5 protein-coding genes are annotated in these 5,761 nt (G+C 40.5%); 2 read left to right on the forward strand and 3 right to left on the reverse strand.

The features are described from left to right. Together HZA08_06245 and HZA08_06250 are read left to right on the forward strand one after the other, a co-directional pair. Window positions 1–994, forward strand: a 994-nt coding sequence (locus tag HZA08_06245; protein MBI5193027.1) for an Ig-like domain-containing protein, incomplete at its 5' end; no start/stop codon positions are given. Between the two features lie 138 nt (window positions 995–1,132). Continuing rightward, on the forward strand, window positions 1,133–2,548 hold the full coding sequence (locus HZA08_06250) for a hypothetical protein (protein ID MBI5193028.1): 1,416 nt from the start codon (window positions 1,133–1,135) through the stop codon (window positions 2,546–2,548). 1,071 nt (window positions 2,549–3,619) lie between these two features. Here HZA08_06250 and HZA08_06255 read toward each other — a convergent pair. The 3 genes from HZA08_06255 to HZA08_06265 all read right to left on the reverse strand — a co-directional run bounded on the left by HZA08_06255 (window position 3,620) and on the right by HZA08_06265 (window position 5,350). Next, window positions 3,620–4,639 (reverse strand): IS110 family transposase, encoded by a 1,020-nt coding sequence (locus tag HZA08_06255; GenBank protein MBI5193029.1) that lies wholly within the window; start codon window positions 4,637–4,639, stop codon window positions 3,620–3,622. 205 nt (window positions 4,640–4,844) lie between these two features. Continuing rightward, window positions 4,845–5,138 (reverse strand): type II toxin-antitoxin system RelE/ParE family toxin, encoded by a 294-nt coding sequence (locus tag HZA08_06260; protein ID MBI5193030.1) that lies wholly within the window; start codon window positions 5,136–5,138, stop codon window positions 4,845–4,847. Beyond that, window positions 5,135–5,350: an addiction module protein gene (locus tag HZA08_06265; GenBank protein ID MBI5193031.1), complete on the reverse strand. Its 216-nt coding sequence runs from the start codon at window positions 5,348–5,350 to the stop codon at window positions 5,135–5,137. Before HZA08_06265 ends, HZA08_06260 begins: the two co-directional genes overlap by 4 nt. Window positions 5,351–5,761 lie beyond the last annotated feature (411 nt).

Here is a 5,761-nt window from a genome sequence, read left to right on the forward strand (position 1 = left end):
TAAAATAGTTTATAAATTTAAGGATACAGGAGTCGTGCTTGCCAACACAGAAGGTACAGTAAATCTAATATCAGGTAAGGATAATGAAATCTTCCTCGCACCTCCTGAAAAAGATATTGATGATGATGGCGATGGATTTAAGAACTTTTATGAGATTCTGCAAGGGACAAACCCGAAGGACCCCGGTTCAAAGCCTGTGGAAGACAAGACCCCTCCTTCTGTAAGTTCAACAGATCCTGTGAACGGTTCAACAAATATTCCGGTCAACTCAAAAATATCCGCAACCTTCTCAGAGCCGATTGACAGCAAGACGATGACAAAAGAGACATTTACTGTTTCCAATGGAAGTACAAATATTCCCGGAACAGTGGCCTTAAATGATATGACAGCCACATTTACCCCCACAGGCAGTTTATCGTATAACACAACATACACGGCAGGCATAGGCACAGGGGGCACAGGGGCTAAAGACCTTGCCGGAAATCCAATGGCAGGCAGCTATTCATGGAGCTTTAGCACTGAAATCAGCTCTGGCACTAAACCATCCGCCCCAATTGGTGTGACTGCCAAAGCCGGTGATACTCAGATTACAATCAGTTGGAATGCTGTTAGTGGTGCGACATCCTATAACATCTACTGGTCAACCACATCAGGCGTTTCAAAGACCACAGGCACAAAGATCTCCAATGTTAAAAGCCCCTATCTCCACCCAGGTCTTACTAATGGGACGACCTATCGCTATGTAGTTACAGCAGTAAATAGCTATGGCGAAAGCGTGGAGTCTGACCAGACCTCAGCAAAATATACATCTGTAATAACTTTAGACACCACTCCACCTGCAAATACAACAGGGACAAACTTCATCAACAGTGGTGCATCAGCATCAAATTCCACATCTGTAACACTATCCATTTCTGCAACGGATAGTGTTGGAGTCACCGGTTATTTTGCCTCAGAAAATTCAGCTACCCCACTGCCCAGTGACGCAGGCTGAAAATCTATTACAGCTACAACCTCTTATTCTGCCGGTGTAACATTTACATTAAGCAGCGGAGATGGAGAGAAGACAGTATATGTCTGGTTTAAGGATGCGGCAGGGAATGTATCGAGTGCGAGTAGCGATGGGATAACATTGTCTTCCCCACCCTCTGCACCAACAGGTGTAACTCCTGCTGCAAGTGACAGTCAGGCTACTATCAAGTGGGATACTGTCAGTAATGCAACGTCATATAATATCTACTGGTCAAGGGCAGAAGGTGTTAGTAAGGCCAACGGAACCAAAATAAGCGGAATTACTTCTACATCATATTGGCATACAGGGCTTTTGGAGAATACAACCTATTACTATGTGATAACGGCTGTTAACAGTTTTGGGGAAAGTAATGTGTCAAATCAAATAATTACTGAGGCTTATAAATTTATTACAAAATGGGGTCGTTCTGGCACAGGAGATGGGCAGTTTGCCTGGCCGATTGGCATAGCAGTTGACTCATCAGGAAATATTTATGTTGTCGATTCAGGTAATGCAAGAATACAGAAGTTTACTTCTAATGGTACATTTATTACAAAATGGGGTTCACCAGGTACCGGAGATGGGCAATTTAGTGGGCCGTCAGCCATTGCTGTAGATTCATCTGGAAATGTTTATGTAGCTGATGCTTCGAATGCACGTGTTCAAAAGTTCAGTTCAGATGGAATGTTTATTACTAAATGGGGGTCTTCTGGGACAGGAGATGGTCAGTTTGATACACCGAACGGCATAGCTGTTGACTTATTTGGAAATGTTTATGTAGCTGATACTTGGAATGCACGTGTTCAAAAGTTCAGTTCAGATGGTTCATTTATTACAAAGTGGGCTATTTATATTACAGGAGAAATTAAATATTCTGATCCAATAAGTATAGCAGTTGATTCATTAGGGAATGTTTATGTTCCTGATAATTCCAATAACTGTATAAAGAAGTTCAGTCCAAGTGGATTGCTCCTAAAAAAGTGGTATTTTGGTTCTCCCGGCTTGGGGATAGCTATTGATTCCTCTGAGAATGTTTTTATCACAAATAACCGTTATAGTGTAGAAAAGTATAATTCCAATGGTACGTTAATAAATAAATGGGGTTCATATGGCACAGATGACGGTAAGTTTGCTGACTCTCGTGGAATTACTATTGATGCGGAGGGAAATGCCTATGTGTCAGATGTTAGCAATAATCGCATTCAGAAATTTTCACTTACTGTCCCTGATTTTTCAAATGGCCTTATTGCCTACTATCCCTTTAACGGCAATGCCAATGATGAGAGCGGCAATGGACATCATGGAATAGTAAACGGGGTTGCTTTAGCTTATGACAGGTTTTATAGTGCTGATAGTGCTTATAGCTTTAATGGAATTAATAATTACATTGAACTAAGTAATACGGCCGCATTTAACTTTTCATCAGGAGGGTTTACATTGGCCGGATGGGTCAAGTTTAATTCTACAAATAGTGACAATGGGATTATTGGCAAACATATTTGTAACTATTCTAACGGCTACTTCCTTGGAACGTAAAAGCGTAAAAGGGGACAGATTTATTTTTTACCTTATAAAAATAAATCTGTCCCCTTTTCTCGTCCCAAGCTCTCCCCGCTTATAAGCTTTATATCGAGGAAAAATTGGGGGTCAGGTCTTGAATTGTCAGTTTTATTGATTTTGCTTTCTTCGTCTACTCGTGGGCTGGGAATTCTGGGGACACCGCATTTAATTCCCAATTATCGTCAATGTTACTCAGACCAACGGCCAAAGCTGGTACGCCGTGGAGCAGACGGCCAATGTTCCATAGTCTGAAAGAGATAATTTGTGTCTTGCCTTGATTTGCGAATTAAGCTTTTGCAGGGTCAATAAATATTCAGACTGACAACAATTCAATCTCAGGCAATATTTTTTGGTTTCTTAAATTCAGTAACCACAAACTTCTTAGTCGTTGCTTGCAAATACTTGCAAAACATGGCTTATTTTCATAAGATGAGTACAGGATTTATTTTCATATATTGAATAGGAGGTGATTTTATGAAGGTTGCAGAGATGTCAGTAGAGGAATTAAGAAATCTGATAAAAAGAACATGAATATGGGGTCAGAATATGAATATGGAATATGGAATGGAATATGTGGAATGGAATATGGGGTCACCCATTAACAGCTTTGTCAATAGGGCAAAAAGATTCCCCTCTCTGTTTTTAGGTCTTTCTATCAACAAAGTATCATAAACTATTATTGGGATAATCCTTTTCAATCCGCACCCTTGGTTTCTTTGGTTTGAAGTCAGTTCATTAAAATAATGACCTGCTTCAGTCACCCATCAGGAACTAGCCTGAGAAATAAATACTACACTCCCTGGCCCAGACAGCCGGTTTGGCTGTCCCAGAAATCATTCGGTTCCATGCCGATGTCCACTCAGATTAATGTTATAGCTCCTTCCCTAAATAACTTATTAGGTTGGGCCAACCCTTTTTGGCTCATGGCATGGGCAGATCATAAGGACATCCTCTTATTTTATAAAACGGGTTGAGGCTGCCCCCAATCAGGTCTGATGGTTTCTGACCAACCCCTACGCCTGGCTCAGCAACCTCAACCCTTTCCTGCTACTTTTGAAACAAACGCTCTGCATCAAATGGCGTTTGATCTTTCATAATATAATAGCAAGCCTTTGACAGCTTGTTTGCTACAGCACGATATGCAGATGGTTGATTCGTCTTCGCACATTTCCTTTGATAAAATGCCTTCGCCTCTTTGCAATACCGGATAGCAAAATTTGCTGCTTCAGCAAATGCCCATGAGAGATATTTATTGCCATTCTTCTTGTTCCCACCGCCTTTTTGTTTGCTGTTGCTCCAATAGGCAGTGGGAACACAACGGCAGTATGAGGCATAATTACCGGCTGAAGCAAACCTGTCTATCTGCCCGCTCTCAAGAATAATTGTCATGCCTAATACAACACCAATCCCGGGAACGGTTGTAAGTGAAGTATAAGGCGGCTCCCCCTTGAGCTTATTTAATATCTGAGTCTCTATGGTTTTTATTTGCCCCTCTATAAAACGAATAGTCGAGAGAATGCTTACCCCATTAGAAGACAGATACTCATCATGTAATGCATTTCTTATCTCTTCCTCACTGAGGCCGTACATGGTGTTGTTACCTAATATTACTCCAGTATTATTACAATATATTTGCTGTAATGTGTGTTTCAAAGAAGTCTTCTGGACAACAAACCTGCTCCTCTGCCGCAGGAGATCCCGTATACCGCGGGTCTCTCGAGGATATATATAACCCTCAGGAAGAATGCCCAGCCTGAGCATATTTGCCAACCAAAAGGCATCGTGCCGGTCATCCAGATACTTTATTCCTTCATACTGCTTCATTGCTGATGGATTTGCTAAATGCAATTTGTATCCTTCTTCCATCAAGGCATCTACAAGCCAGTACCAGTTATAAGTTGATTCCACAGCGATCCCCGTAATATCTTCTTTATACGGTGACAGGGCCGACATAATCTTTCTCTTATCATTAGTAATCTTGCGGCCTAATAACTTCTTTGAATTCTCATCAATAATACCTGTGTAACAATTGCTTGAATGAATATCCATACCAACGTATAATCTCATAACGATCCCTCCTTTTGGTTAATAACCACAATTTACAAAGGCTATTATAACCTTTGTTGGCTTAATCAAGGAGGGGTCTCTTTACCCCTATGCTGTTAATGATATCAGGTCTTGAAATATCACTTTTTATTTTCGTAGAATTCCGGGGACACCATACTGAACTAAGACACAATGCCGCCGGTACACCGAAGAAAAAAAGTCTTTTTTATCTGATTCTATCTTTATAATGTTCCGGATTTCTGTGAAGGTGTGCCACTGCTGTTATTAATATTTCTTCTTTTTCGATCACATAAAGAAGAGCATAAGGGAAACCTTTTAGGATACAGCGCCGTGTTTCAATGCCTACTTTTGTCCATGCATCCGGCATAAAACTAATACGTTCTATAGCTGCTGATGTTTCCTGAAAAAAGCGAAAACCCAGACCGGGCAACTGATGGTCATAGTACCTTACAGCTTCATCCAATTCAAAGTTAGCAGTGGATATAAGCCGAACCTTCAACGTTCATATCTCTTTCTGATTTCTTCCCACTCAATTGCCTCAAGCTCTCCCCGCTTATAAGCTTTATATCGAGCCTCAGATTCAGCAATCCAACTATTTTCGATTTCCGGATCAGGTTTATCAAGGCTGTATAAAATAGCTTCAACTAACCGAATTCTTTCTGTCGGCTTAAGCACCATTGCTTGTTTTGCCAGTTGATCTATAGTCTTCATCGTATTCCTCCTCTTCAGTATCGTTTTCTCTACATTAAATTCTTCCATAACGTCGGAATAAATCTAACATAAAATTTATTCTGTTGCAAAACAAAGTCCCAATGGGCAATTCATGGAAATATGGGGGCAGGTCTTAGGAATTCCGGGGACACCGCACTTAATTCCCAATTATCGTCAATGTTAACCAACCTAACGGCCAAGGATGGTTCACTGTGGAGCATATAGCCAACGCCATATAATCTGAATCTGCGATACCAATGAATTATTTTTTATTTTTATCTTTTGATTATGATAAAATATGCCTAATCCTTTATATTAATTGCAAATGATGAGAAAGGAACCTGTTTGGCGGAAAAGAGTTATACAAGATCTTTAGGAGAAGGGGTAAGGAAGAGACATTATCATATGACA

The sequence above is a fragment of the Nitrospirota bacterium genome (genome assembly GCA_016212215.1).
Taxonomy (GTDB): domain Bacteria; phylum Nitrospirota; class 9FT-COMBO-42-15; order HDB-SIOI813; family HDB-SIOI813; genus JACRGV01.